Here is a 23,869-nt window from a genome sequence, read left to right as displayed (position 1 = left end):
GGCGCTCAGGCGGTGCGCGGGTGGTCGTCCGCGCTCGCGGGCACGCACGCCGCGGCGAGCTCGGCGAGCGGGAGGGCCAGCTCGTCGGCCAGCGCGGCGACGGTGAAGAAGGCCGGTGTCGGGACCCGTCCGGACTCGATCTTGCGCAGCGTCTCCACCGACATCCCGGCCGCCGCCGCGACCGACGCCATGCTCCGCGGCCCCCGGGCCTCCCGCAGGACCTCGCCGAGGCGCTGCCCGCGCTCGCGCTCCTCCGGGGTCAGCGGCACACGCACCATGAGCGTGATAGTAATACCGGTATAACTATCCCGACCAGGAGTGCTCCGATGATCGAACTCAAGACCCCCGCCGAGATCGAGCGGATGCGGGTCGCCGGACGGTTCGTGGCCCAGGTGCTCACGGAGCTCGCCGAGCGCGCCCAGGTGGGCGTCGACCTGCTCGACCTGGAGCAGCACGCCCGCACGATGATCCGGGAGCGGGGCGCCGAGTCGTGCTACTGGGACTACGCGCCCTCGTTCGGCCGCGGCCCCTTCCGCAACGTCGTCTGCCTGTCGGTCAACGACGCCGTCCTGCACGGACTGCCGCACCGCTACGTCCTGCGCGACGGCGACGTGCTGAGCATGGACCTCGCCCTGGGGATCGACGGCTGGGTCGCCGACTCCGCGCGCACGGTCATCGTCGGTGAGGCCGCCGAGGAGGACCGGCTCCTCGTGCGCGCCGGCGAGGAGGCGCTCGAGGCCGCGATCGCCGCCGCGCAGCCCGGCGGCCGGCTCGGGGACATCTCCGCCGCGATCGGGGCCGTCGCCGCGCGGCACGGCTACCCGGTCAACCTCGAGTTCGGCGGCCACGGGCTGGGACGCACGATGCACGAGGACCCGCACGTCCCCAACGACGGGCGCGCCGGACGGGGGCTGACGCTGCGGCCGGGCCTGACGCTCGCGCTCGAGCCGTGGTTCGCCCGCACCACCGGGAAGATCGTCTACGACCCCGACGGCTGGACCATCCGCTCGGCCGACGGGTCGCGCACCACGCACGCCGAGCACACCGTCGCCGTCACCGAGCACGGCCCGGAGGTGCTGACCCGGGCTTGACGGCGCACTTGTTTTCGCAAGCGTGGCGCCGTCCACAGCGACGGGCGGGAGACCCCGATGACCATGATGTTCGTCAACCTGCCGGTGACCGACCTGGAGCGGGCGAAGGCCTTCTACACCGCGCTCGGGTTCACCATCAATCCGCTCTTCACCGACCAGAACGGCCTGGCCGCGGGCGGGTCGGAGCCACGTGCGGCCGCGGACTACGGCTTCATGTACCAGCGCGGGATCACCGACCCCGACGGCAACCACCTGGAGTTCGGGTGGATGGACCCGCAGGCCGCCTCGCAGGGCCCCGAGGCCGTCGCGGGCCAGCAGGCCTGACGCGGTGCCCGCCCGGGAGTACGGGCAGTACGACGGCGTCACGCGGGCCCTGGAGCTCGTCGGCGAGCGCTGGGCGCTGCTCATCGTCCGCGACCTGCTCGTCGGGCCCCGCCGCTACGGCGAGCTCGCCGCGGGCCTGCCCCGCATCCCGAGCAACATCCTCGCCGCGCGGCTCAAGGAGCTGCAGGAGGCCGGCATCCTGCGCCGGGCGCCGCGGTCGCGCGTGATCGTCTACGAGCTGACCGACTACGGCCGCGAGCTCGAGCCCCTCGTGCTCGCGCTGGGCGCCTGGGGCGCGAAGGCCATGGGCGAGCCGCGGGACGGGCAGATCGTCACCCCCGACTCGGTGACCATCGCGCTGCGCACCGCCTTCCGACCCCAGGTCGCGGCGACCCAGCCCGCGACCGCCTACGCCGCGCGCGTCGACGCCGACGAGCTGCTCATCCGCGTCGACGGCCCCAGCCTGGACGTCAGCCGTGGCGACGGGCCCGTCGACCTCGCCTTCACGGCGGGCCCGGGCATCCACCGGCTCCTGTCCGGCGAGCTCGCCCCCGAGCGCGCGATCGCGACCGGCGCGGTCGAGGTGCTGCGCGGGCGCGGCGAGCTCCTCGGCCGCTTCGCGCGGACGTTCCGCCTGGCGGCCTGAGTCAGGACCCGGCGGCGCCGGCGAGCCGACGCCGCGGGCGCCGGGGCGCGCCGGCCCGCGGCAGCCGCGCGACGGCCGACGTCCCCCGGCCCGGCGCGCTGGTGAGCTCCAGCTCGCCCCCGCGGTCGGCGAGGACGCCGCGCACGAGCAGCAGTCCGACGTGGCCCGGGCCGGCCGGGGACGCGACGTCGAACCCCTCGCCGTCGTCGACCACCGACAGCGCGATCCCCTCGCCGGGCGTGACGTCGACCGTGACCGCGATCTGCGACGCCCCGGCGTGCCGGACGGCGTTGCGCACCAGCTCGTGGGCCACCCGGTACAGCACGACCGCGACGTCCTCGGGCAGCCCGGGGTCGTCCGGCCCGTCGACGGTGATGACGGCGGAGTCCGGGGTGGACAGCTCCGTGGCGAGCTCGCGCAGCGAGGCGACGAGCCCGTGCGCCGCGACCGTGGGCCGGGCGAGGTCGTCGAGCAGCGCGCGCAGGCGCACCACCTCGTCGGCGAGCAGCTCGTGCGCGTGCCCGATCACCGACGACCGCTCGCGGGGCTCGCCGTCCTCGGCCCGCGCGATCTCGAGGAGCAGGCCGACGCCGGCGAGGTCGGGGATGACGCCCTCGTGCAGGCGCTGGGCGATCTCGCGGCGCGCCGTCTCGGCGGCGGCGAGCGCGTAGTCCCGGGCCGCCTGCTCGTCGGCGCGCCGCCGCGCGGCCCGCCGGGCGGACGCCAGCGTGACGGGCAGCGTGGCCAGGGCCAGCACGAGCAGGGCGGCGACGGTCACCGCCACCACGGGCCGGGCGGCCTCCCAGACCGCGGCCTCCTCGTCGACGGTGACGTAGAGCTCGAGCGACGCCTCGGTGCCGGTCGCGTCGCGGAAGGACGTGAAGACCTCGAGCAGCGCGTGCGTCCGGGAGCTCTCGAACCGGTGCTCGGGGTCGTCCGGCACCGGCTGCACGAGCGAGGCGCCGTCGTGGAACTGCGCCAGCGGCACGGTGACGCCCTCCACCCGCGGCTCGTCCGAGTAGACGATCCGCGCCGTGCCGTCGCGCAGGGACCAGATCTTGGCGCGCGACATCATCCCGCTCGCGAAGAACGGCCGCAGGGCGTCGTCGAGCTCCTGGCGGGTCTCGGCGTCGACGGGCCGCGTCAGGTCGTGGCGGGACACCGCACCGCCGACCGCCGCGACGACCCGGCGCGCCGAGACCTCGGCCTCCCGGTAGGCGTCCTCGCGGGCGAACAGGGCGACGCCGGACGTGACGGCCACGCCGGCGACCAGGACGACGACGAGCGTGATGACCGCGTGGCGGACCAGCGCCGACCGGAGGACCCCGCGCTCGCCCGCCACCTCAGTACCTCGCGCCGACGGTGATGAGTCCCCGGCGGTGCGCGGCGACCACGGCGCCGAGCTGGCTGCGCGCGCCCAGCTTGGCCATCACGGCCTTGACGTGCCCGCGGACGGTGTGCAGCGAGATCCCCAGCTCCGCCGCGATGCCCGCGGGGTCGTGGCCCTGCCCGAGCAGCCGCAGGACGTCCTGCTCCCGGTGGGTCAGCTCGACCCGCCCGGCGTGCCCGGCGTCGACCGGCGGCCGCGTCGTGCCCGGCGCGCGGAGGGCCTGCATGACCCGGTCGAGCGTGCCCTCCTTGGTCAGGAACGCGTCCGCGCCCGCGGCGGCGGCGCGCTCGACGAGGTCGGGCCGGCCGTGGGCCGTCAGCACGACGACCCGTGCGCCGGGCCGGATCTCCGCCAGCGCGGCGACCACGTCCAGCCCCGACGCGTCGGGCAGGTCGAGGTCGACGATGGCGGCGTCGAAGTCGGCGCGCCGTGCGTGCGCCAGGGCCTCGCCCGCGGAATGGGCGACCGTCACCGACCGCACGTCCTCCTGGCGCTCGAGGCCGAGCCGGAGGGCGTCGGTGAAGACGCGGTGGTCGTCCACCACGAGGACGCTCCTCGCGGCCGCCGGACGGGCCGCGAGCGCATCCGGCTCCGCCCTGCGCACCCCCTCATTGTAGGGAGACGCGGCCCGTCGTCATGAGGCTAGCCTCGCCTGGGGCCGCCCTCCGGTGCCGCCGTCCCGGTGGCGCCGTGGCCGGTCACGACCGGGACGGAGTCCTGCGATGGCGACCGCGGCGCGCCTGCGGACGGTCCCCCCGGAGCCGTCCCACCACGACCGGCGTCGGATGTTCCTCGACGCCGGGCGGATGTACCTGCGCATCCTCTTCGAGCTCGAGGAGGAGGGCGTGCCCGCCCGCCACCAGGAGCTGTGGCGACGGCTCGGGGCGAGCCGGCCGACCGTGTGGCAGCAGGTCGACCGGCTGGTGCTCGACGGGCTCGTCGAGGTGACCCCGGAGAAGCACCTCGTCCTGACCCCGCGGGGTCGCGCGGACGCGGCGGCGGTGATCCGCAAGCACCGGCTCGCGGAGGCCTTCCTCGTCGAGGTGGTGGGGCTGCCGTGGGACCTCGCGCACGTCGAGGCGTCGCGGTGGCAGCACGTCATCGGCGCCGACGCGGAGCGCAAGATCGCCGTCCGGCTGGGGAACCCGGTCTGGACGCCGTTCGGCACCCCGATCCCGCCGGTGGGCGCCACCGGTCACGAGCACCCCGGCGACGACGGGCCGCCCCTGGTCCCCCTCGTCGACGCGGCCGGCGACGAGGCCGCGCGGGTGACGCTGCGCCGGGTGCCCGAGCGCCTGCAGACCGACCGCGAGCTCCTCACCGCGCTGGAGGACGCCGGCGCCCTGCCCGGCGAGACCGTGGAGGTCGTCCGCGCCGACCGCCGGGCGGACGACGTGCGCATCGCCGGGCGGTACGGATCGGTCGTCGTCCCGGGCCTCGTCTCGCGGTCGTTGCTGGTGGAACGGCCCGACCGGTCACGACCGGCCGGGCGTCGCCGCCGGGCCCACCGGTCCCGTCAGACCCGGTAGGCCGTGACGGCACCGCGCACGCTCACGGTGACGTCGTCGCCGGGCACGACGTCGGCGTCGCCGGGCAGCCGGGCCGCGACGACCACGGCACCGTCGACCCCGTCGACCCCGTCGCCGACCCCGCCCCCGAGGGCCAGCTCGACCGTGAGGTCCGGCCCGCGGAACTCCCGGGTCCGGACCCGTGCCGGCACGCCCGGCCCGTCGCGACCCACCACCAGCTGCTCGGGGCGGACCAGCACCCGCACCGCCCCGGCGTCGGGCACGTCGCTGCGCAGGGGCAGCACCCCGAGCGCGCAGGCGACGCGGCCGGCGCCCTCCCGCCGGCCGTCGAGCAGGACCGCGTCGCCGACGAGCGCCGCCACGCCGGGGTCGACCGGGTCGCGGTAGATGGCGCCCGGGGCGTCCACCTGGGCGATCACCCCGTCCCGCATCACCGCCACCTGGTCGGCCAGGGCGAGCGCCTCCGCCCGGTCGTGGGTGACGAGCAACGCGGTGGCCCCGGCGGCGGCGAGGGCCTTGGCCACGGCCCGCTGGGTGTCGGCGCGCAGCCCGGCGTCGAGCGAGGAGAAGGGCTCGTCGAGCAGGATGACCGCGGGCTCCGGGGCGAGGGCGCGGGCGAGGGCGACGCGCTGCTGCTGGCCGCCCGAGAGCTCGTGGGGGTGGCGGTCGGCCAGCTCCGGGGCGAGGTCGACGGTCTCGAGCAGCGCCGCGACCCGGGCGCCGCCCTGCCGGCGCTCGCGCCGCGGCAGGCCGAACAGCACGTTCGCGGCGACGGTGAGGTGCGGGAAGAGCGAACCCTCCTGGGTCAGGTAGCCGATGCCGCGCCGCTCCGGGGGCAGCGTGCGTCCGGGGCCGGCGACGGTCCGCCCGTGCAGCGCCACCGTGCCCGCGTCGGGGTGGTCGAAGCCCGCGACGATGCGCAGCAGGGTCGTCTTGCCGCACCCCGACCGGCCCAGGACGGCCGTCAGCGTGCCCGGCGGGGCGGTGAGCGTGACGCCGCGCAGCACCGGGGTCGCGCCGAAGGACTTGGTGACGTCCTCGACCACCACCCCGGTCACGTCCGCACCCCGGCGTGGACGTGACGGGTGAGCAGGAAGGCGGCGGGCACGGAGATGAGCACCATGGTCGCCGCGTAGGGCGCCGCGGCGCCATAGGCCAGCGCCGTGGCCTTGCCCCAGAACGCCGTGGCGAGCGTCGTCGTGCCGGTGGGCGCGAGGAGCAGGGTGGCGGTGAGCTCGGTGGAGACGGCGAGGAACACCAGCGCCGCAGCCGCGCCGGCCCCGCGCGCGAGCAGCGGCGCGGTGACCCGGACGAGCACGGCGGCGGGCGGCGAGCCCAGCCCGTGGGCGACGTCCTCGAGCTCCGGCGGCAGGCGCACCAGCGCCGCACGGAGGTTCACCAGCGCGAGGGGCATGAACAGGATCGCGTACGCGGTGATCAGCAGCGGCGTCGTCTGGTACAGCCCGGGCACCAGCCGGATCGCGACGATGACCAGTGCCAGGGCGACGACGATGCCGGGCAGGGCGTTGCCGAGGTACGCGGTGCGCTCGAGCAGGCGCGGGAGCCGGCCGGGGCGGCGGACCGCGAGCCACGCGACGGGGAACGTCAGCGCCGTGGTCACCGCGGCGGCCAGCAGGCCGAGCCCGATCGAGGTCACCGTGGCGGTGAGGAGGGGCCCCGCCTCCAGGGTCGTCGAGCGCCCTTCGAGCAGCCACCGGACGAGGCTCGCCAGCGGCACCCCCAGCGCGGCGACGACGAGCAGGCCGACGGCCAGCAGCGCCGGCACCCGCGCGCCGCCGAGCGGTGTCCGGGCACGGCGCCGCGCCGCCCCGGACCCCACCCGGGCCCGGCGTGCCCGCCCGACCAGGGCCACGTCGACGGCGAGCAGGACCAGGCAGAGCACGACCAGCACGCCCGCGAGCACGATCGCCCCCGGACCCGCGAACGTGGACTCGAAGAGGTCGTAGATCGCCACCGTGATCGTGGGGTAGCGGATCAGGGCGAGCGCGCCGTACTCCGCGAGCAGGTGCAGCCCGACGAGCAGGGCCCCGCCCACGATCGCCGGCCGCAGCGCGGGGAGCACGACGCGGCACGCCGCCGCGCGCGCCGAGAGCCCGAGGGCCCGGGCGACGTCCTCCTGGTCGCGGTCCAGGCTCCGCAGGACGGCCGCGACCGGCAGGTGCACCAGCGGGAAGTACGACATGGTCGTCACGACGACCGCGCCGACGAACCCGTCGACGCCGGGCAGCACCGAGACCCAGGCGTAGCTGGTGACGAACGCCGGCACGGCCAGCGGCGCGGCGAACAGCGCGCTCCAGACCGGGGCGCCGGGCAGGTCGGTGCGCTCGGTGATCCACGCGGTCGCGGTGCCGAGCACCACGCACGCCGTGGCCGTCGCGACCAGGAGCACCGTGGTGTTGAGGAGCAGCTCGCCGACGCGGGGCCGCCACACGAGCTCCACGATCCCGCGCGGGCCCAGGAGGACCGCGGACACCGCGATGTAGCCGACCGGGAGGAGCGCGAGCAGGGCGGCCGCCGACGCGACGGCGACGCGCAGCGGATCCGCCACGCGCGCCCGTCGGGGGACGACGGTCACAGCAAGCCGGCCTGCTGCATCATCTGCACGATCTTCGGGCCGTTGAGGGCGTTGAGGTCCACGGGCGGCGGGCGCAGCTCCGAGAACGGCTTGAGCGCGGGGTTGGCGGGCACGCCGGCGCCGACCGTGTACTCGAGGTTCTCCGACCGCGCCAGCACCTGCTGCCCTGGAGCGCCCGCGAGGAACGCGAGCAGCTGCTGGGCCTCGGCCGGGCGCTTGCTCGACGCGAGGACGCCGCCGCCGGAGACCGACAGGAACCCGCCCGCGTCGCCGTCGGTGTAGAACTGCAGCTGCGTGTTCGCGCTGTTCGCGCCCGACTCGGCGCGGTCCTGGTACCAGTAGTAGTGGTAGATGATCCCGGCCGGGACCTCGCCGCGGTTCACGGCCTGCATCGTCGCGGTGTTGCTCTGGTAGACGCGCCCGTTGGTCTTGAGCCCGGCGAGCCACTGCTGGGTCGCGGCGTCGCCGTTGAGCGCGTTCACCGCCGAGACGATCGCCTGGAAGTCGGCGCCGCCCGGCGGGAACGCGATCCGGCCCTGCCACGCGGGCTGGGCGAACTCGAGGATCGAGGCGGGCAGCTGGTCTGCGCGCACCAGGCTCGGGTTGTAGACGACGACCGTGGTCCGGGCGGCGATGCCGACCCAGTCACCTCGGTTCGACGAGTACTGCGCGGGGACCTGCGCGCGGGTGGCCGGGTCGACGGGCGCGAAGAGCCCGGCGCCGGAGACCAGCGACATGGCCGGCGAGTTCTCGGTGATGAACACGTCGGCCGGCGACGCGGCGCCCTCGGCGACCAGCTGGTTGCCGAGCTCGAAGTCCCCGCCCTTGCGGATCTGCACCGGGATGCCGGTCTGCCGGGTGAACTCGTCGACCCAGAGCCGGCCGAGGTCCTCGTGCTGGGCGTTGTAGAGGGTGATCGTCCGGTCCTCGGGCGCCGGCGCACCACCGCACGCGGCCGCGGCGAGCAGCGCCACGCCGGCGACCGCCGCGAGCACGACCCGGACGAACCGCCGCCCCTGCACCACCATCACGCACGCCTCCTCGGGGGCGTGGTGACCGCTGCGGTCGATAGGCACGCCTCACCTAACAAACCGTCGCCGAACCCCGCCGTACACCCCCAAAATCGGCTGTTTCCGGGCGTTTTCCCTGTGCCAGGTTGTGGACCCGTTGCGCCGATCGCGCCAATGGTGGTGAGGCTTCGCTAAGTCCTCACGGGAGCTGGGGAGAGCCGTGGACCTGTTCGTCTTCTCGACCTCCGGACCCGACGTGGCTCGCCTGGTCGGGGGTGGGGCCGCCGGAGCGGTGATCGACTGGGAGCGCCGCGGCAAGGCCCGCCGCCAGCTCGGCGAGGACACGCAGATCAACCACGACACGCCCCGGGACCTGCGTGCGGTCCGGTCCGCCACCGCGGCGCGCGTCGTCTGCCGGGTCAACCCGGTCGGGCGGTGGACCGCCGCCGAGGTCGGGCGCGCCGTCGCCCTCGGTGCGGACGAGGTGCTCGTGCCGATGCTGCGCCGCCCCGACGAGATCGCCCACGTCGTGGACCTCGCCGCCGGCCGGTGCGGGGTGGCCGCCATGGTGGAGACGCAGGACGCTGTCGAGGCGGTCGACGCCCTCGTGGCCCGGCCGCTGGCGCGGGTGTACGTGGGGCTCAACGACCTGCGGATCGACCGCGCGGCGCGCACCGGCCGACCGGCCGGTCTGTTCGAGCCCATGGTGGACGGCACCGTCGAGCACGTCCGCGCGCGCGTCGCCGCGGCCGGCCACCCGTTCGGCGTCGCCGGGCTGACCCGTCCCGACGCCGGCGACCCGGTGCCGTCCGCGCTGCTCATGGCCGAGATGGACCGCCTCGGCGTCGACTTCACGTTCCTGCGGCGCTCGTTCCACGCCGACACCGCCGACCGCGATCCCGCCGCCGAGATCGGGCGCATCCACGCCGCCCTCGCCCTGGCCGGCACCCGCGACGCCCGCCGCCGGACCGAGGACCGCGCGGCGTTCGCCCGCGCCGTCGCGGCGTGCGCGCCCGTCGCGGTCCCCGCGCCCGTCCCGGCCTGACGGGCGGCCGGGGTGCACGCGCTCGTCACCGGCGCCGGCGGGTTCGTCGGGCGCCACCTCGTCGCCCGCCTGCGCGCCGACGGGTGGACGGTCACCGCCCTCACCCGCGACCGCGTCGACCTCACCGACCCCGTCGCCGCCACCGCGGCGGTGCGCGCGGCGGACCCGGAGGTCGTGTTCAGCCTGGCCGCCGCCCGGGGCCGGCACGACGCCCGGGCCCGCGCCGCGACCACCGCCGTCAACACGAGCCCCTGGCTGGTCGACGCGCTCGGGCCGCGGTGCCGAGCGGTCGTGCGGCTCGGCTCGTCCACCGAGTACGCCCCGAGCGACCGGCCCCTGACCGAGGACGCGCCGCTGAGCACGGCGAGCTTCTTCGGGGGCACCAAGGCCGCGGGCTCCCTGATGGTGCTGGCCGCAGCGGCCGAGCGCGGTGTGCGGGCCACCGTCCTGCGCGCCTTCCAGGTCTACGGCCCCGGCGACCACCCCGGACGCCTCGTGCCCGTCGTGCTCGCCGCGGCGGCGACCGGCCGGCGCGTGCCGCTCACCGGCCCGGGCCTGCGGCGCGACTGGGTCTGGGTGGGCGACGTCGTCGAGGCCTGCGTGCGCGCGGCCCGCGCCGACGACCTCCCCCCGGGCACCGTCCTCAACCTCGGCAGCGGCGTCCAGACCGCCAACGAGGAGCTCGTCGCCCTCGCCGAGCGCGCCACCGGCCGACGGATCGCCGTCGACGTCGGCGCCCACCCCGGTCGCGACTGGGACACCGGGCACTGGGTCGCCGACCCCACCCGCGCCCGGCGCCTGCTCGGCTGGGAGCCGTCGGTCGACCTCCTCGAGGGCCTGCGCCGGACGTGGCGCGCCGACCACGTGGTGGCGGCGTGACCGTCGCGGTCGTCGTCCCGGTGCACCGCAACGCCGCGACGCTCGCCGAGCTCGTGGACCGGGTCGGCGTGGCGCTCGCCGGGCAGCCGTGGCGGGTGCGCCTCGTCGTCGACGCGTGCCCGGAGGGCAGCGAGGTCGTCGCCCGCGCGCTCGCCGACCGGGACCCGCGGGTCGGGGTCAGCGAGCTCGCCGTCAACGTCGGGCAGCACGCCGCCCTGCGCCGCGGCCTCGCCGACGAGGGCGACGCCATCGCCTGGGCCTGCCTCGACGCCGACCTCCAGGACCCGCCGGAGGCCCTCCCCGCCCTGCTCGCGGGGCTCGACGGGCGGGACGTCGTCTTCGCCGGACGCCGCGGGGCCTACGAGTCGTCCGGCCGCCGCCTCACGGGCGGGGTCCACCGCCGCCTCGTCGCCGCCCTCACGGGCCTGCCGCGCGACGCCGGCGCGTTCCTCGTCCTGGGTCCGCGGGCGCGCGCGGTCGTCCTCGCCACGCCGGGCGCGCCGAGCGTGGTCGTGGCGGTGGGACCCCGGACGCGCGCCGGGACCGGCCTGCGCGTCGCGTCCCGTCCCGTCGTCCGCGCGGCCCGCGCCGTCGGGACCTCCGCCTGGACCTCGCGGGCGCGGGCGCGGCAGTCGCTGCGGACCCTGCGGTGGTGCGCCCGTCAGCGCACCCAGCGTTGAACGACGAGCGAGGTCCAGGTCGCGCGCAGGAACCACTGGCCCTCGACCCGCCGCCCCGACGCCGCGAGCAGGTGGTCGCCGTCGACCGGACCGGTCTCGCCGCGGATGATCCGGACCCGGACGTACCAGACCACGGGCGCGTCCGGGGCGGCGTAGATCGGCGGGACGCGCAGGTCGGGGGCCATCTGCGGGTGCCGGGTGCGCACGTAGTGCTCCAGCCCGAGCGCCGACTGCCGGTCGCCGGCCATGACGACGTCGCCGGGGCGGTGGGCGGCGGCGATCATCGCGGCGACCTCGTCGGCGCGCTCGCGGGGCGGGGCCTGCCGCAGCCCGACGGCGACGACGAGCGAGGTCACCACGAGGACCGCGCTGAGCACGGCGGCCGGTCCCCCACGTCGACCGCGGACCCGCCACGGCCAGCAGGCCACGCCGGCCGCGGTCAGGACGCCGAGGCCCAGCAGCGCGGGCAGGACGTAGCGGGGCTCGTAGATCGGGCGGTACTCGGTCTCGGCCAGGAGCAGGCCGATGGCGGGCAGGGCCAGCCAGCCGGTGACGACGACGAGCAGCCGGGTCGGCGCCCGCCAGACCCCGAGGGCCGCGGTCACCGTGACGACGACGGCCAGCACGACGCTCTTGCCCGACCAGCGCCACGCCGCGAACAGCGGCAGCCGACCGGCGGTGTCGTAGAGCAGGGCGGCGTTGCGGTCGGCGACGGTCCCGAGGTTCAGCGCCACCAGCCCGAGCGTGGGCACCGCGGCCACCAGCGCGACGAGCGCGAGCCACACCGCCCGCCGCGGCGCGAGCACCATGCCGGCCACGGCGAGCCCTGCGACCGGCAGGAGCGCGTACCAGTGCGCCAGCCCGGCACCGGCCCCGCAGAGGCCGAAGACCAGCAGCCCGAAACGGTCCCGGTCGAGCCAGCGCGCCAGCCCGTACGCCGTCCCGGCCGTCGCGAGCAGCGCGAGCCCGTACGACCGCGCCTCGACGCTCCACTCGAGGACCAGCGGGTTCAGGGCCGTGACCAGCCCGGCGACCAGCCCGACCCGCCGGTCGCCGGCGAGGCGCGCCACCGCGGCGGCCAGCACGCCGGACGCGGCCGCGCCGCACAGCAGGGCGAACACCCGCAGCGCGAGGTCGCCGTCGGTGCCGGGCAGCAGGAGGACCGCGTGCGCGACGACGTACCAGGGCAGGTTGTACGACGGCGGGATGTCGCGCAGGTACCAGGTGGTGCCGCGGCCCTCCCACGCCGCGCGCAGGATCTCCGCCAGTGGCCGGCGCGCCACCTCGGTGGAGAAGAGCTCGTCGTACCAGAGCCCGGTGCCGCGGGTGAGGATCAGCGCCCCCACGACCAGGGCCACGAGGGGCGGCACGAGCGCGACGACCCGCATCGGGAGCCACGGGCGCGTCGCCGGTCGCCGGACCGGCGTGTCGATCGCCGCGCGGCCGTCGTCCACGACCGCATCGTGTCAGGGCCGGGATCGTCGCGACCCGGCCTGGTGGGCGGGGTCGCGCGGTTCCTCGTCACCGGGCTCGTCGTGCTGCCGCTGAGCCTGGGCCTGTACCTCGGGGCCGTGGCACTCGGCGTGGACGCGCTCGCCGCCCGGGTCCTCTCGTACCTCGCCGGCACGACGCTCGTGGCGGTGCTCCACCGCCGCTGGACGTTCCGCACCGCCGGCGTGCGCGGCGCGCTCGGCTGGACCGCCCTGCTCTACGCCACGACCTTCGCCGTCGTCGTGGCCGCCCACGGGCTCGCGCTCGCCCTGCTCCCGGCCGTCGTGGCCGCGCCGTGGGTCGCCGTGACGGCCTGGCTCGTGTCCCAGGGCCTGGGGACGGCCATCAACTTCCTGGTCCTGCGGGGTGCGGTCTTCCGGTGATCAGGACGCGGGCTCGCGCGGGCCGGGCGCGAGGCTCCAGCTGGCGAGGAGGTCCAGGGCCCGCCGGGAGGGCGAGCCGGGCTCGGTCGTGTAGACGAAGAGCGTGCTGTCGGGGTCGCCGGGCGGGGTGAGCGTCTCGAAGTCGACGGTGAGGTCCCCGACGACCGGGTGGCGCAGCCGCTTCGAGCCGTGGGTGCGCTGGTGGACGCGGTGCTCGTCCCACCACGCGCGGAACTCCGCGCTCGCCTCGCGCAGCGCGGCCACCAGCTCCGTCGTCGCCCGGTCGTGCGGGTCGGCGCCGAGCTCGAGGCGCAGGCTCTCGACGGCGGCCCGGGCCTGGACCTCCCAGTCGACGAACAGCGCGCGGGCGTCCTCGTCGAGCAGCATCCACCGCGCGTAGTTGCGCTCGGCGGGTCGGCGCGCCTCGAAGTCGGCGAAGAGCGCCCGCGCCATGCGGTTGGCGGCGAGGATGTCGGTGCGGCGCCCGAGGATCATGGCCGGCTCGCCGTCGAGGGCGTCGAGCAGCTGGCGCAGCCCGGGCCGGACCCGCTGGACGCCGCGGGCACGCGGGCGTCTCGGCGCGCCGGTCGTGCCGAGGAGGTCCTCGAGGTGGGCCCGCCCCGCGTCGTCGAGGTCCAGCGCCCGCCCCAGGGCCTCGACCACGGCCGGCGACGGGACGATCCGCCGCCCCTGCTCCAGCCGCGCGTAGTAGTCGGTCGAGACGCCGGCCAGGAGCGCGACCTCCTCGCGCCGCAGCCCCGGCACGCGCCGGACCCGCGCGTCGGGGGGCAGCCCGGCCCGCGCCGGGTCGCTCTGGCTGCGCGCGCGACGCAGGAAGTCGGCGAGCTCCTGGTTCCGCCCGGTCACCACCCCAGTGTGCCGCCCACCGGCGGTCCTGCCTGGACCTCCGCGTCCTCGGTACCGGCGTCCTCGGTCGCGCAGGGCACGCGATGACGGTCCGCACGCGCCGGTGCGCGACCACCGTGGTGGCCACGGCGGCCGCACCCCGGCCGCACCGTCGAGAGGACACCCATGAGCTACCCCACCGACCGCCCCGCCACCTGGTTCGTCACCGGCACCTCGCGCGGGCTCGGCCTCGAGCTCGTCGTCCAGCTCCTCGAGCGGGGGGAGAACGTGGCGGCGACGACCCGGTCGGCCGGGCGACTGACGGAGGCCCTCGCGGCCCGCTCGGCGGACACCGGGCGACTGCTCGCGCTCGAGGTCGACCTGCGCGACCCGCGGGCGGTCGACGAGGCGGTGGCCCGGACCACCGAGCGCTTCTCCGGGCTCGACGTCGTGGTCAACAACGCCGGCTACGGCTTCCTCGCCGCGGTGGAGGAGACCAGCCCCGAGGCGGTGCGCGACATGCTCGACGTGCAGGTCGTCGGCGTGTGGAACGTGCTGCGCGCGGCGCTGCCGGTCCTGCGCCGCCGGCGCGGCGGGCACGTCGTCAACGTCTCCTCGGTGCTCGGCCTGACCTCCGTGCCGGGCTGGGGGCTGTACTGCGCGGGCAAGTACGCCCTGGAGGGCCTGTCGGAGTCGCTGGCCGGCGAGGTCGCCGAGCACGGCATCACGGTCACGATCGTCGAGCCGGGCTACTTCCGCACCGACTTCCTCAGCAGCGACTCCCTGGCCCTGCCGGCCGAGACCACCGACGCCTACCCCGACATCCGCGCGATGGTCGCCGCCCACCGGCAGATGCCGGGCACCCAGCTCGGCGACCCGGTCAAGGGCGCCGAGCAGATGATCGCCAACGTCGTCGCCGGCGGCACCGAGCTGCGCCAGGTGCTCGGCTCGGACTCCCACGCCTTCCTCACGGCGAAGGTGGACGCCCTGCGCGCGACGCTCGACGCGACGAGGGACAGCGCCCCGCGCACCGACGTCGTCGGGGCCTGAACCCGGGGGCTCCCGGACCTCACCTCGCCGGGCCGGTGGGTGCCGACGCTCCCCTCCCCGCCCGCCGCGTCGTCGTGGCTCAGGTGGGCGAACAGCTGCGCGCTCACGACGTCACCCCGTGCTCGACGGGGGCGGCGGACGGCACGGTCCGCGTCGGCGGGACGGCGTGCTCCCGCACGCCGAGGAGCAGGGCGAGGGCCAGGCCCGCGACGAGACCCGTGCCGATGCCCGCGGCGAGGGCCAGCAGCGGCTCCCCGGCGGCGGCGGCGCCCACGGTGGCACCGGCGAAGGCCCAGGTCACGGCAGCCGCGCCGGAGAGCGCCAGCCCCGGCACCCGGCGCGCGCGCTGCACCAGCGTCGCCGCGGTCGCGACGGCCGCCGCCAGGACGCCGAGCTGGCCGGCGACGCCGATCGCGCCGGTGACCGGGGCGCCGCTCGCCACGAGCGCGGTGGTGAGGTTCAACCAGATCGCGACGCTGCTCCACCCCGTGTACAGCCCGAGCAGGGTCCAGAGCAGCCAGCGGCCGGTGCGTGACCAGGTACGGACGACGTCGTGCCGCGCCAGCGCGACCCGGCAGGCGACCAGCAGCCCGGCCAGCATGACGACGAACACCACGACCGTGGCCCACACCGGTTCGACCTCGGCGCTCGCGATCCACGCGGAGAAGCCGGCGAAGACCAGGAGCAGCGGGGTGACCAGCCGGTCCACGGTGTCGTCCGCCGGGTCGTCGGACGGCGCCGCGCGGTCGGCCCAGACCGCCCACCCGAGGCTCAGCAGCATGATCAGACCCCAGATGGAGAACGCCCACCCGGCGGGCACGATCGCGGGCTCGCCGGGCCGATCGCTGGTGGTGAAGGCGCCGCCGAACAGGTTGGCCAGCCCGGAGCTGACGAGCTGGCCCACGGCGAGCACCACCAGCACCGACCGCCGCCACCGGGCGGTCGTCCGCGGCTCGGTGATCGACATTTCTCCTCCTCCGAAGAGTATCTTGATGAGAGAGATGATGACCCGAGGAGCAGATCGGGGCAAGGGGAGCGGTCGGAGAGGATGGCGCCGTGGCACGGGCCGAGGACCAGGAGCGTCAGCAGCTGGGCGAGGACATCGTCGCGGCGGTCCAGCGGATGGGCGTGGCCTCCCGGCGGGTCGGCGACGTGTTCGCGGCCCGGGAGGGCCTGCACGCCACCGACCTGGAGGCGCTGCTGCACGTCATGCAGGCCCAGGCACGCGACGACCCCCTGACCGCCGGCGCCCTGGCCGGGTCCCTCGGGGTGAGCACCGGCGCCGCCACCGCGGTGATCGACCGGCTGGAGCGTGCCGGACACGTCCAGCGCCACCGCGACGAGCACGACCGGCGCAAGGTCATCGTGCGCTACAGCGACGCGGCCCGGGCCGTGGCCGGCGAGTTCTTCGGCCCGCTCACCCGGCTGACCGACGAGGTCCTCGGCACCTTCACCACGGCCGAGCTGCACACCGTCGCGCGCTTCCTCGGCGCCTACACCGACGCCATGGCCCGCCACGTGCACGACGCGCGCACGGCCGACGGGCCACGGTCCGCGGCGCGCGACGACCGTACCTAGGCGACGCCGGACCCGACCGTCGTCAGTAGATCCGACGGAGCCGGGCGCCCAGGGGACGGCCGTCGGGGTCGAGCACCGTCCGGTACGCGGGGTCGATCAACCAGCGGCGGCGCAGGGTCAGCCGGACCTGTTCGTGGCCGGGGACGTGGCGACGCAGGCGCCCCGGTGGGCGCGGGCGCTGCGCGCCGTCCGCGTGCCAGGCGTCGAGCGCGGCCGCCCGCGCCCGCACGGTCCGCGCGGCCTGGTCGGGATCGAGCAGGTCGGTGTCGTCGGGGAGGTCGAGGTGCTCGCGCATCAGCTCGAGGCGCAGGCGCCGGGCGAGGCCGCGGGCACCGTCGCCCAGGCCCGCGGGGTCCGCCGGCGCGCGGCCGTCGCGCTCCTCGTCGAGGACCGCGGCGACCAGCTCGGAGTCGTGGGTCCAGGAGCGGGTGTTGAAGTTGTTGCTGCCCACGGTCGCCCAGACGTCGTCGATGACGCAGACCTTGGCGTGCACGTAGACCGGGCGCTGCTCGTCGTTCTCGACGTCGAGGACCTGCACCCGGGGACCGCCGGCCTCGTGCACCATCGCGAGCGCCTCGCCCTGCCCGAGCACGGCCGGTCCGGGCCGGTCGTCGTGCTCGGGCCGGGGTACGACCGCGATGAGGTGCAGCCGGGGCGCGCGGCGCAGGGCCGCGGCGAACACCCGCGCGACGTCGGCGGACCACAGGTACTGGTCCTCGATGTAGACCAGCCGCTCGGCCCGCCCCAGCGCCTTGATCAGGCCCCGCGCGATGCTGCGCTCGCCGCGCGGGGCGAACGGGTAGGGCGGTCGGCGGCGCGGGTAGGTGCGCAGGACCTGGACGGCACACCGTCCGGCCGGCGCGGGGTCGGGCACGGGCTCGGGGAGCGGCGTCCCCCGCCGGGGCAGGCGGTGCACGAGGTCGGGGAGGACGTGCCAGGGCAGGCGGGCCAGCGGCGTCGGGTCCTCCCACCGCTCGCGGAAGACCTCCTCGAGGTCACGCACGACGGGCCCGCGCAGCTCGACCATCGCGTCGTGGCGGGGGCTGCGGGTGTACTCGTCGGCGTCCGCGGCCGACTGCGGGTCCCCACGGTGGACGATGTCGTCGCGGGCGCCGAGGACGAGGTCGATACCGCCGACGTAGGCGACGTCGTCGTCGGCACCGGTGTCGCGGCGGACGACGACGAGCTTCTGGTGGTGGCTGCCCAGGGCACGGATCCGCTGGTCGAGCAGCACCTCGGCACCGACCGCGAGGAGGTCCGCGGCGAGGCGGCGGTTCCGGGCGACGTGGTAGCCGAACGCCTCCAGGTGCGAGCGCCACAGGAGCACGGCGAGCCGGGCGCCCCGCCGTGCCGTCCCGGCGAGCGCCTCGGCGACCGTCGGCCCGCGGTCACCGAGCGCCTGGTCGCCGTCGCCGCGCCAGCCCGCGACCAGCACGAGGTCGCCGGCTCCGGTGCCGGCCAGGCGTGCGGCGAGGGCGGCGTAGTAGGCGCTGCCGTGCACGCGGAGCCGGACCGCGTTGCCCTCGGTCCAGGGCCGCAGGCGGGTCGCCGGGTTGCCCCGCTCCTCGGCGGTGAGGAACCAGTCCTCGATCGCCGGCGCGCCGCTCACCGCGCTCAGGCCCAGCACCGCCCGCAGCCGCGGCAGCAGCTCCTCGCCGTTCGGGGCCTCGACCAGCGGCGGCGCCCCGGTGGCGACGGCGTCGGGACGCAGGTGCCGGACGACCCGGTCGACGTCGACCAGCCGCCGCATCGCGATCGCGGCCACGCGCCCGGGATGGTCGCGCGCGAACTCGGCGAACAACTGCGGGTCGTGGCCGGCGTCGTCGCCGACGAGGACCCACGACGTGTCCGGGTGCTCCACGGCCAGCCGGTCGAGCACGGCGCGCTTGCGCGCCAGCCCCGCGCCGACCAGCCACCCCGAGAACAGGGCCCGGCCGGCCGTCAGCAGGGTGCCCGGTGGGTAGTGGTCGTGGCGCAGGGCGCGCAGCAGCGGCCGGGAGAGCGCCGGTGGAAGGGTGGTGAGGAAGAAGACGTCGGCGGGCCCTCCGGCAGCCACGGTGCGCAGCAGGCGCTGCATGCCCAGCAGCGACCGGCGATCCCGCGGCCCGCGGCTCATCAGGACCCGCAGGCGACCCCACTGCCGGTACAGGGGCGCGATCCGCAGGACGCCGTCGATGTCGTAGACCACGCCGAGCGCGGGTGCCTCCACCACGGGATCACCCTCCCCGTCGTCGACCGCCTCGGGCCGCCGTGACGACCGGATCACCGAACCGCACCACGCTGGCGCCCCACCCGGCCGCGCGGCCTCATCCGGCACGGATGAGATCGCCGACGGTGCCGGTCACCCGGCTCCGGGCGTTCCCCGGACGTCGTCAGGACGCCCCGTCGAGATGCACCCGGTGGGCCAGGACGTCCGAGGCCACGTCGACCAGGAGCCGGCTCTCGACGAACGCGTGCGCGCGCAGGCGGTCGAACGCGGCGTCCGTCGACACGCCGAGCTGCTCGGCGAGCATGCCGGCGGCCATGTGGACCTGCTCGTGTCTCATCACCCGCACGCCGAGCTGCCCCGCCGCGGCCTCACGCTGGACCTGAGCGGCGGCGCCGGCCGGGTCCTGGAGCCCGAGCAGCACCAGCGCCGCGGTCTGGGCCAGCTCGTTGCCGGCGGCGAGGGCCTCGGCGTCGAGCGGGGTCGGTGTCACCCGGTAGGTGCTCAAGGCGCCGACCCGCAGGGTCCCGAAGCTCAGGGGGAACACGAACACCGCTCGCGCGCGCGAGCAGGCGGTGGCCCGGGAGGCGTAGACCGGCCAGCGCGCGGCGGGCGGGGCGTCGAGGTCGGCCAGCAGGACCGGCACGTCGAGGTCGAACGCCTCGAAGCACGGCCCCTCCCCCAGGGTGTACTGCAGCTCCTCGAGCTCGGCCGCGGTGTCGTCGCTCGCGCACAGCGTCTCGCGGTGGCGGGTGCCGGTGATGGTCGAGATCGCGGCGCCGTCGACGGACAGCGCACCCGCCGCCGACCGGCACACGATTCGCACCGCCTCCGCGGGGTCGGGCCCGCGCAACGCGAGCGCCACGGCGTCCCGCAGGCTCGCCAGGTCGGTCGAGCCGCCGCCTCGCTCGACGTCGTCGGTCATCGCCCGCTCTCGGGCGGGTGTCCGGACTCGATCAGGCGCAACCGGGTGCCGCCGGCCGCGGCACGCTCGTGGACGACCGCGAGGACCTGGCGGACGGCGACGCGGCCCGCTCCGAGACGGGTCAGGTCGACCACGATCGCGGCCGGCGACGCGTCGAGCTCGGTGTGCAGGTGGCGGCTGAGCACCGCGACGTCGCGGCACGCGACATCACCGCTCACGGTGACGACGGCACCGTCGACGCCGTCGTGACGGAGCTCGACGCAGGCACCCGGGCCCGGGGCGACGAGGGCGTCGCCGACGCCGGAGGTGGTCGGGTCGAGCGGCGGGGCGATGGTGGTCACGAGACTCCAGCCGGGAGAGGGCGCGGGGACGAGCCGTCGGGCGGGCTGGAGCGTCAACCGGGTCGCCGAGTCATACCCCGCCGCGACGGGGCCCACGCCCCGGACGGCGACCTCGCGGCGTCGGCGCACGCCCGTCCCTCGTGCACCGCACGTCGAAGCCGGGTCCACGTGGTCCTGGCCGGAGGGCGCCCGAGGCACTCGAGGACGATCCCCGAGCTGATCCACCCGCTCCGGGTGATGCCGTGCCGCTCGTCCCCCTCCACCGTGGGACCGCGCCCTGCCTCGACGTGCGACCGCGCGAGGCGCCATCCGCGACCGGACGAGGACACCGTGGCCCACGACACCGCTCCCACCGCCCGCCCCGAGATCGTCGCGGCGGCCTCCGCGCTGGAGTCCCGCTTCCCGTTCGCCGACGACGCGGCGTTCGCCGACGCCCGTCGCGGCTACCTCGGCACCATCCCGGACGGCCTGGTCCACGCCGAGGACGGCCGCGTCGTCTGGAACGCCGAGACCTGGACGCCCACCCTGTCCGGGCCGCGCCCCGACACCGTCAACCCGAGCCTGTGGCGCCAGGCCCAGCTCGTCGCGATGCACGGGCTGTTCGAGGTCACCGAGGGCATCTACCAGGTGCGCGGGCTGGACCTGTCGAACATGACCCTCGTCGAGGGCGACCGCGGGATCGTCGTCGTCGACCCCCTGATCTCCAGCGAGACCGCCGCCGCGGGTCTCGCGCTCTACCGCGAGCACCGCGGCGACCGCCCGGTCACCGCCGTGATCTACACGCACAGCCACGTCGACCACTTCGGCGGCGTCCGCGGCGTGGTCTCCGGCGACGACGTCGCCGCCGGCCGGGTACCGGTCCTCGCGCCCCGGGGCTTCCTCGAGCACGCCGTCGCCGAGAACGTCTACGCCGGCGCCGCGATGAGCCGCCGCGCGGCGTACATGTACGGCGCCGCGCTGCCGGTCGGGCCCGCCGGGCAGGTGGGTGCCGGGCTCGGCATGACCACCTCCACCGGCACGGTCACCCTCATCCCGCCGACGCACGACATCGACCACACCGGCCAGGAGGAGATCCTCGACGGGGTCCGGATCGTCTTCCAGGTCACCCCGGGCACCGAGGCCCCGGCCGAGATGAACTTCCACTTCCCCGACCGGCGCGCCCTGTGCATGGCCGAGAACGCCACCCACACGCTGCACAACCTGCTGACCCTGCGCGGCGCGCTGGTCCGCGACCCCCGCGCCTGGGCGCACTACCTCACCGAGGCCATCGAGCTGTTCGCCGACGACACCGACGTCGAGTTCGCCTCGCACCACTGGCCCACCTGGGGCGGCGAGCGGATCGTGCGGCTGCTCTCCGAGCAGCGCGACCTCTACGCCTACCAGCACGACCAGACCCTGCGGCTGCTCAACAAGGGCTTCGTCGGCGCCGAGATCGCCGAGATGCTCGAGGTCCCGCCCGCCCTCGAGGCCGCCTGGAACACCCACGGCTACTACGGGTCCATCAGCCACAACGTCAAGGCGGTCTACCAGCGCTACATGGGCTGGTTCGACGGCAACCCGGCCCACCTCTGGCAGCACCCGCCGGAGGCGGCCGGACGCCGCTACGTCGAGGCCCTCGGCGGGCCGGAGGCCGTGCTCGCGGCGGGCCGTCGCGCCCACGACGCCGGCGACCACCGCTGGGCCGCCGAGCTCGTCAGCCACCTCGTCTTCGCCGACCCCGCGAACACCGATGCCCGCGAGCTCGAGGCCGCCGCGCTCGAACAGCTCGGCTTCGGCGCCGAGAACGGCACGTGGCGCAACTTCTACCTGACCGGTGCGGCCGAGCTGCGCGGCAGCACGGCCGGGACCCCGGCGAGCACCGCCTCGCCGGACATGATCGCCCAGCTCACCCTCGGCCAGCTCTTCGACAGCATCGCCATCCAGGTCGACGGTCCGAAGGCCTGGCACCTGACCGTCGCGGCCGACTGGACCATCGACGGCACCGCCTACTGGACCCGGCTCGCCAACGGTGTCCTCACCCACGGCGAGGGCACCGGCCGCGGCGGCGCCGACGCCCGGGTCACCGTCGGCCGCGCCGGCCTGCTCGCGCTGCTCGCCGGCGCCACGACGCCCGAGGACCTCACGGCCGCGGGCGAGCTGAGCATCGACGGGGACGGCGAGGTCCTGACCACCGTGCTGAGCGTCCTCGATCCCCCCGACCCCGGGTTCGCCATCGTCACCCCGTGAGGGACGAGGTCGTCGACGCCCTCGGCGACGTCGCCCGCGCGGTCACTCGGCGGTCGCCGAGAGCGTCGGTCCCCGTCGGTGCTCGTAGACGATGTGGGTCTGGATCGAGCGGACCGAGGGCACCGAGGTGACCTTGCGCCACGCGAACGTCCGGATCTCCTCGCTCGACGCCACCGCCACGCGGAGCTGCACGTCGGTCTCTCCCGACAGCACCGTCGCGTCGAGCACACAGGGGTCGTCGACGACGGCGTCGAGGAAGCGCGTGACGACCTCGGCGCTCTGCGGCCGCAGCTGCACCGCGATGAGCGCCTGCATCGGGCGACCCAGGGCCGCCGGGTCGACCTCGGCGGTGAAGCGGGTGATCACCCCGGTCTCGACGAGGCGACGCACGCGCTCGTGGGTGGTGGACTCGGCCAGACCCACACGGGCGGCCAGCTCGCGGTTGGAGATCCGAGAGTTCTCCTGCAGCGCGGCCAGGATCGCCCGGTCGATCGAAGGAATCGTCACGATCGACCAACCTAGCCGCAGGTGTTTCGGCGCAGGGCCTCATCGGCCGGATCCCGGGCTAGCATCGCCGCGCTGCCGAAGCCCAGGAGGATCCCGTGACGCACGCACCGGTGTCGACGAGCCTGCCGGTCCTCGACATGTCGATGCTCGACGGCGACGAGGCCTCCGCGCACGCGTTCCGCGACGCCCTGCGCGCCGCCACCCACGACGTCGGGTTCTTCTACCTCGTCGGGCACGGCATCCCCGACGACGTGACCACGCGCGCCTTCGCGACCGCCGAGCAGTTCTTCGCCCTGCCCGCCGAGGACAAGCAGGGCGTCGAGATGCTGCGCAGCCCCCACTTCCGCGGCTACACCCGCACCGGCGGCGAGCTCACGGGCGGGCAGGTCGACTGGCGCGAGCAGATCGACATCGGCGCCGAGCGCGACCGCGTCGACGACCCAGGCGCACCGGCGTACATGCGCCTCGAGGGCCCGAACCTCTGGCCCACCGCCCTGCCCGGCCTGCGCGCGGTGTTCGCCGACTGGGAGCAGCGCTGCACGGCGGTCGCACGCCGCCTGATGCAGTCGTGGGCCCTGTCGCTCGGCAGCCCCGCCGACGTCTTCGACGACACCTTCGGCGATCGCCCCTCCACGCTGATCAAGCTCGTCCGCTACCCGGGTCGGGAGGACCGGGGTCAGGGCGTCGGCGCCCACAACGACCCGGGCGTGCTCACCCTCCTGATGATCGAGCCGGGCAAGGGCGGTCTGCAGGTCGAGCACGACGGCGCGTGGATCGAGGCGCCGGCCGTGCCGGGCGCGTTCGTGGTGAACATCGGCGAGCTCATGGAGTTCGCCACCGACGGCTACCTCAAGGCGACGATGCACCGCGTCGTCTCGCCACCGCCGGGCGAGACCCGCCTGTCGATCCCGTTCTTCTTCAACCCGGCCCTCGACTCCACCGTCCCTCGCATCGAGCTGCCCTCGGAGCTCGCGGACCAGGCGCGCGGGGTCACCCAGGACCCGCACAACGTCATCTCCGGCACCTTCGGAGACAACCTGCTCAAGGCACGCCTGCGCGCCCACCCCCACGTCGCCGCCGTCCACCATCCCGATCTCCTGAGGAGCTCGCCCTGATCCCGGCGTGA

Annotated in this window: 25 protein-coding genes; 12 read left to right on the top strand and 13 right to left on the bottom strand. The window is 76.0% G+C overall.

Features of this window, described 5'->3' with window-relative positions; genetic code table 11:
• Nucleotides 1–5: 5 nt before the first annotated feature.
• Nucleotides 6–278, bottom strand: coding sequence for a helix-turn-helix domain-containing protein (locus tag PGB27_RS12715; RefSeq protein WP_274200731.1), 273 nt, complete (start codon nt 276–278; stop codon nt 6–8).
• A gap of 48 nt (nt 279–326) precedes the next feature.
• On the opposite strand from PGB27_RS12715, the gene map reads away from it, so the two are divergent.
• From map to PGB27_RS12700, 3 genes are read left to right on the top strand one after another with little or no spacing between them, the layout of a single operon-like run.
• Complete coding sequence (map, locus tag PGB27_RS12710; protein WP_274200730.1) at nt 327–1,091, top strand: type I methionyl aminopeptidase; 765 nt, start codon at nt 327–329, stop codon at nt 1,089–1,091.
• Between the two features lie 57 nt (nt 1,092–1,148).
• The gene (locus PGB27_RS12705) at nt 1,149–1,415 is read left to right on the top strand and encodes a VOC family protein (protein WP_274200729.1); all 267 of its coding nucleotides are present in this window, start codon (nt 1,149–1,151) and stop codon (nt 1,413–1,415) included.
• Between the two features lie 4 nt (nt 1,416–1,419).
• The gene (locus tag PGB27_RS12700) at nt 1,420–2,061 is read left to right on the top strand and encodes a winged helix-turn-helix transcriptional regulator (protein WP_274200728.1); all 642 of its coding nucleotides are present in this window, start codon (nt 1,420–1,422) and stop codon (nt 2,059–2,061) included.
• A 1-nt stretch (nt 2,062) separates the two neighbouring features.
• Here the strand turns inward: PGB27_RS12700 and PGB27_RS12695 are convergent, their stop codons facing one another.
• Nucleotides 2,063–3,403, bottom strand: a complete 1,341-nt coding sequence (locus PGB27_RS12695; protein WP_274200727.1) for a sensor histidine kinase — start codon at nt 3,401–3,403, stop codon at nt 2,063–2,065.
• 1 nt (nt 3,404) lies between these two features.
• On the bottom strand, nt 3,405–4,055 hold the full coding sequence (locus tag PGB27_RS12690) for a response regulator transcription factor (protein ID WP_274200726.1): 651 nt from the start codon (nt 4,053–4,055) through the stop codon (nt 3,405–3,407).
• Nucleotides 4,056–4,173: 118 nt separating this feature from the next.
• Between PGB27_RS12690 and PGB27_RS12685 the strand changes: the two genes are divergently transcribed.
• Nucleotides 4,174–4,980, top strand: coding sequence for a metal-dependent transcriptional regulator (locus PGB27_RS12685; protein WP_274200725.1), 807 nt, complete (start codon nt 4,174–4,176; stop codon nt 4,978–4,980).
• On the opposite strand, the gene PGB27_RS12680 is transcribed toward PGB27_RS12685, so the two are convergent.
• The 3 genes from PGB27_RS12680 to PGB27_RS12670 are packed head-to-tail and all read right to left on the bottom strand — an operon-like array spanning nt 4,968 to nt 8,604.
• Nucleotides 4,968–6,038, bottom strand: coding sequence for an ABC transporter ATP-binding protein (locus PGB27_RS12680; RefSeq protein ID WP_274200724.1), 1,071 nt, complete (start codon nt 6,036–6,038; stop codon nt 4,968–4,970). The two genes, PGB27_RS12685 and PGB27_RS12680, sit on opposite strands and share 13 nt — an antisense overlap.
• Nucleotides 6,035–7,549 carry an ABC transporter permease gene (locus tag PGB27_RS12675; RefSeq protein WP_274200723.1) on the bottom strand — a complete coding sequence of 505 codons (1,515 nt, stop codon included), beginning with the start codon at nt 7,547–7,549 and terminating at the stop codon, nt 6,035–6,037. Before PGB27_RS12675 ends, PGB27_RS12680 begins: the two co-directional genes overlap by 4 nt.
• 23 nt (nt 7,550–7,572) lie before the next feature.
• Nucleotides 7,573–8,604 (bottom strand): iron ABC transporter substrate-binding protein, encoded by a 1,032-nt coding sequence (locus PGB27_RS12670; protein ID WP_274201086.1) that lies wholly within the window; start codon nt 8,602–8,604, stop codon nt 7,573–7,575.
• 202 nt (nt 8,605–8,806) lie between these two features.
• Between PGB27_RS12670 and PGB27_RS12665 the strand changes: the two genes are divergently transcribed.
• The 3 genes from PGB27_RS12665 to PGB27_RS12655 are packed head-to-tail and all read left to right on the top strand — an operon-like array spanning nt 8,807 to nt 11,190.
• Nucleotides 8,807–9,631 (top strand): aldolase/citrate lyase family protein, encoded by an 825-nt coding sequence (locus tag PGB27_RS12665; RefSeq protein ID WP_274200722.1) that lies wholly within the window; start codon nt 8,807–8,809, stop codon nt 9,629–9,631.
• 12 nt (nt 9,632–9,643) lie between these two features.
• Nucleotides 9,644–10,510 carry an NAD-dependent epimerase/dehydratase family protein gene (locus PGB27_RS12660; RefSeq protein WP_274200721.1) on the top strand — a complete coding sequence of 289 codons (867 nt, stop codon included), beginning with the start codon at nt 9,644–9,646 and terminating at the stop codon, nt 10,508–10,510.
• The gene (locus PGB27_RS12655) at nt 10,507–11,190 is read left to right on the top strand and encodes a glycosyltransferase (RefSeq protein ID WP_274200720.1); all 684 of its coding nucleotides are present in this window, start codon (nt 10,507–10,509) and stop codon (nt 11,188–11,190) included. Before PGB27_RS12660 ends, PGB27_RS12655 begins: the two co-directional genes overlap by 4 nt.
• On the opposite strand, the gene PGB27_RS12650 is transcribed toward PGB27_RS12655, so the two are convergent.
• Nucleotides 11,172–12,644 (bottom strand): glycosyltransferase family 39 protein, encoded by a 1,473-nt coding sequence (locus tag PGB27_RS12650; protein ID WP_274200719.1) that lies wholly within the window; start codon nt 12,642–12,644, stop codon nt 11,172–11,174. The genes PGB27_RS12655 and PGB27_RS12650 overlap by 19 nt on opposite strands.
• Before the next feature lie 9 nt (nt 12,645–12,653).
• Here PGB27_RS12650 and PGB27_RS12645 point away from each other — a divergent pair, with 9 nt between their 5' ends.
• On the top strand, nt 12,654–13,064 hold the full coding sequence (locus PGB27_RS12645; RefSeq protein ID WP_274200718.1) for a GtrA family protein: 411 nt from the start codon (nt 12,654–12,656) through the stop codon (nt 13,062–13,064).
• Here the strand turns inward: PGB27_RS12645 and PGB27_RS12640 are convergent, their stop codons facing one another.
• Entirely contained in the window at nt 13,065–13,931 is an 867-nt protein-coding gene (locus tag PGB27_RS12640; RefSeq protein ID WP_274200717.1) for a helix-turn-helix transcriptional regulator, read from the bottom strand. It lies immediately after the preceding gene.
• 165 nt (nt 13,932–14,096) lie between these two features.
• Between PGB27_RS12640 and PGB27_RS12635 the strand changes: the two genes are divergently transcribed.
• The gene (locus PGB27_RS12635) at nt 14,097–14,960 is read left to right on the top strand and encodes an SDR family oxidoreductase (RefSeq protein WP_274200716.1); all 864 of its coding nucleotides are present in this window, start codon (nt 14,097–14,099) and stop codon (nt 14,958–14,960) included.
• 103 nt (nt 14,961–15,063) lie between these two features.
• On the opposite strand, the gene PGB27_RS12630 is transcribed toward PGB27_RS12635, so the two are convergent.
• Complete coding sequence (locus PGB27_RS12630; protein WP_274200715.1) at nt 15,064–15,927, bottom strand: hypothetical protein; 864 nt, start codon at nt 15,925–15,927, stop codon at nt 15,064–15,066.
• Nucleotides 15,928–16,016: 89 nt separating this feature from the next.
• Between PGB27_RS12630 and PGB27_RS12625 the strand changes: the two genes are divergently transcribed.
• Nucleotides 16,017–16,538, top strand: coding sequence for a MarR family winged helix-turn-helix transcriptional regulator (locus tag PGB27_RS12625; protein WP_274200714.1), 522 nt, complete (start codon nt 16,017–16,019; stop codon nt 16,536–16,538).
• Between the two features lie 22 nt (nt 16,539–16,560).
• Here PGB27_RS12625 and PGB27_RS12620 read toward each other — a convergent pair whose 3' ends face one another.
• The 3 genes from PGB27_RS12620 to PGB27_RS12610 form a co-directional block, all read right to left on the bottom strand.
• A complete protein-coding gene (locus PGB27_RS12620; protein WP_274200713.1) occupies nt 16,561–18,750 on the bottom strand; it encodes a phosphatase domain-containing protein in 2,190 nt (729 codons plus the stop codon).
• Nucleotides 18,751–18,910: 160 nt separating this feature from the next.
• On the bottom strand, nt 18,911–19,669 hold the full coding sequence (locus PGB27_RS12615) for a GAF and ANTAR domain-containing protein (RefSeq protein ID WP_274200712.1): 759 nt from the start codon (nt 19,667–19,669) through the stop codon (nt 18,911–18,913).
• Nucleotides 19,666–20,010: a hypothetical protein gene (locus PGB27_RS12610; RefSeq protein ID WP_274200711.1), complete on the bottom strand. Its 345-nt coding sequence runs from the start codon at nt 20,008–20,010 to the stop codon at nt 19,666–19,668. Before PGB27_RS12610 ends, PGB27_RS12615 begins: the two co-directional genes overlap by 4 nt.
• A gap of 330 nt (nt 20,011–20,340) precedes the next feature.
• On the opposite strand from PGB27_RS12610, the gene PGB27_RS12605 reads away from it, so the two are divergent.
• On the top strand, nt 20,341–22,236 hold the full coding sequence (locus tag PGB27_RS12605) for an alkyl/aryl-sulfatase (RefSeq protein WP_274200710.1): 1,896 nt from the start codon (nt 20,341–20,343) through the stop codon (nt 22,234–22,236).
• 42 nt (nt 22,237–22,278) lie between these two features.
• On the opposite strand, the gene PGB27_RS12600 is transcribed toward PGB27_RS12605, so the two are convergent.
• Nucleotides 22,279–22,743, bottom strand: a complete 465-nt coding sequence (locus PGB27_RS12600; RefSeq protein WP_274200709.1) for an Lrp/AsnC family transcriptional regulator — start codon at nt 22,741–22,743, stop codon at nt 22,279–22,281.
• A gap of 95 nt (nt 22,744–22,838) precedes the next feature.
• Between PGB27_RS12600 and PGB27_RS12595 the strand changes: the two genes are divergently transcribed.
• Entirely contained in the window at nt 22,839–23,858 is a 1,020-nt protein-coding gene (locus tag PGB27_RS12595) for an isopenicillin N synthase family dioxygenase (protein ID WP_274200708.1), read from the top strand.
• Nucleotides 23,859–23,869: the final 11 nt, after the last annotated feature.

Source organism: Actinomycetospora lemnae (genome assembly GCF_028737315.1).
Classification (GTDB): domain Bacteria; phylum Actinomycetota; class Actinomycetes; order Mycobacteriales; family Pseudonocardiaceae; genus Actinomycetospora; species Actinomycetospora lemnae.
Note: the sequence above shows the minus strand (reverse complement) of the source record. Positions and strands in the feature narration are given on the sequence as shown.

What these genes read in the sequence shown, in the direction of transcription:
- map (WP_274200730.1), top strand. Translation starts at nt 327, where the DNA reads ATGATCGAACTCAAGACCCCCGCCGAGATCGAGCGGATGCGGGTCGCC.
- PGB27_RS12685 (WP_274200725.1), top strand. Translation starts at nt 4,174, where the DNA reads ATGGCGACCGCGGCGCGCCTGCGGACGGTCCCCCCGGAGCCGTCCCAC.
- PGB27_RS12630 (WP_274200715.1), bottom strand. Translation starts at nt 15,927, where the DNA reads ATGTCGATCACCGAGCCGCGGACGACCGCCCGGTGGCGGCGGTCGGTG.
- PGB27_RS12635 (WP_274200716.1), top strand. Translation starts at nt 14,097, where the DNA reads ATGAGCTACCCCACCGACCGCCCCGCCACCTGGTTCGTCACCGGCACC.
- PGB27_RS12715 (WP_274200731.1), bottom strand. Translation starts at nt 278, where the DNA reads ATGGTGCGTGTGCCGCTGACCCCGGAGGAGCGCGAGCGCGGGCAGCGC.
- PGB27_RS12705 (WP_274200729.1), top strand. Translation starts at nt 1,149, where the DNA reads ATGACCATGATGTTCGTCAACCTGCCGGTGACCGACCTGGAGCGGGCG.
- PGB27_RS12615 (WP_274200712.1), bottom strand. Translation starts at nt 19,669, where the DNA reads ATGACCGACGACGTCGAGCGAGGCGGCGGCTCGACCGACCTGGCGAGC.
- PGB27_RS12670 (WP_274201086.1), bottom strand. Translation starts at nt 8,604, where the DNA reads ATGGTGGTGCAGGGGCGGCGGTTCGTCCGGGTCGTGCTCGCGGCGGTC.